General features: G+C 31.9%; 3 protein-coding genes. All 3 read left to right on the forward strand.

Features of this window, described 5'->3' with window-relative positions; translation table 11 throughout:
• The first annotated feature begins 155 nt into the window (after positions 1–155).
• A complete protein-coding gene (locus tag ACP5P5_RS13665; protein ID WP_428286671.1) occupies positions 156–425 on the forward strand; it encodes a hypothetical protein in 270 nt (89 codons plus the stop codon).
• Positions 426–620: 195 nt separating this feature from the next.
• Positions 621–902, forward strand: coding sequence for a hypothetical protein (locus ACP5P5_RS13670; RefSeq protein ID WP_428286672.1), 282 nt, complete (start codon positions 621–623; stop codon positions 900–902).
• A gap of 77 nt (positions 903–979) precedes the next feature.
• A partial coding sequence (locus ACP5P5_RS13675) for a DUF692 family multinuclear iron-containing protein (protein WP_428286673.1) occupies positions 980–1,290 on the forward strand: 311 nt, incomplete at its 3' end.

Consider the following 1,290-nt stretch of genomic DNA (forward strand, 5'->3'; position numbering starts at 1 on the left):
AAGGAATTAGGTATTTCTACCACAAATTATTGGCAAATATTGCATAGAGCAAAATTGCAATTGCGGAAGTGTTTAGATGTTCATTGGTTTACATAAATAAATAGCATACAAAATAAATATTTTAAAGTAAAATATATTCCATGTAAAAAAAGAGAATGAAGCGGAAGTTGATGAACATATGGATGATTTCTTGCCTTAAGGCAACCGAATTGATTGAAAAAAAATCGGTTATGCCACTTTCATGGATTGATAAAGTAAAATTAAAAATCCATTTACGCCTTTGTGATCCCTGTTTGCATTACGAGCAACAAAGTAAAGCAATTGATGAGTGGGTAAAATCTGACAATAGCAATAATAGTTCTGAAAATATCGATACTACTCCTTTACAAGAAAAAATCATTCAAGCGCTCCCCCCTCAACAATAAAAAATACAAGTAGGTAGTTTTTGGTAATATGCAGGGTTTGTTCATACCAGCATATAATTTTTTGCAGCTTTTAAAAAAGTAGGCTTCAACAGTTATAGAAATTTTTTTTAAAAAATATTTTCATTTTTTGTCAGGATACTTTTTGTTAAACGACTAATTGGTAAATTATTCATTCAACAATTTAAAAAAGAAAAAATGGAAAACAAAAAAAGTATCCTTGCCGGTTCAATTTTAGCCGGAGCATTATTAGCAGTAGCAGGAATTAATGCAAATGCAACCGGTTTAATTCGTTACAATCAGGTTACAACACCTGAGGAAGTAGTAGCCGGTATACATGCACAAAATGTGGCTAACAACAATTTTGAGTTAAAATGTGGTGCCACCAAAAAATCGGATACTACCAAAACCAAGAAAAAAGGTAAAGATGGCAAATGTGGTGAAGGTAAGTGTGGCAGTACCCCTAAATCAGGTAACTAAATTGTTTGATTAAAAAGCAGGCATTGAGTTATTGCTTTTGCCTGCTTTTTTCTTTTAATCATTTTAAAATAATTGTTATGGTAGGTATTGGTTATAGAAAAGATTTTGCTGAAGCTTTTGCCGAAAGCAATGTATTGCAACCAATGTTTATAGAAGTTGCCCCTGAGAATTGGATTGGCGTTGGTGGCTATTGGAAAAAACAATTTCAAAAAGCATTAGAACAATATCCTTTATATACACATGGGTTGTCATTATCTATCGGCAGTCCGGATCCGTTAGATTTTGTTTTTTTAAAGAAAGTAAAAGATTTTTTAAAGCAAACTAATGCGGTATTATATTCTGAACACCTTAGTTATGCAAAATGCGATAATGCGCATTTATACGATTT

Source organism: Hydrotalea sp., from assembly GCF_049968455.1.
Classification (GTDB): Bacteria; Bacteroidota; Bacteroidia; order Chitinophagales; family Chitinophagaceae; genus Hydrotalea.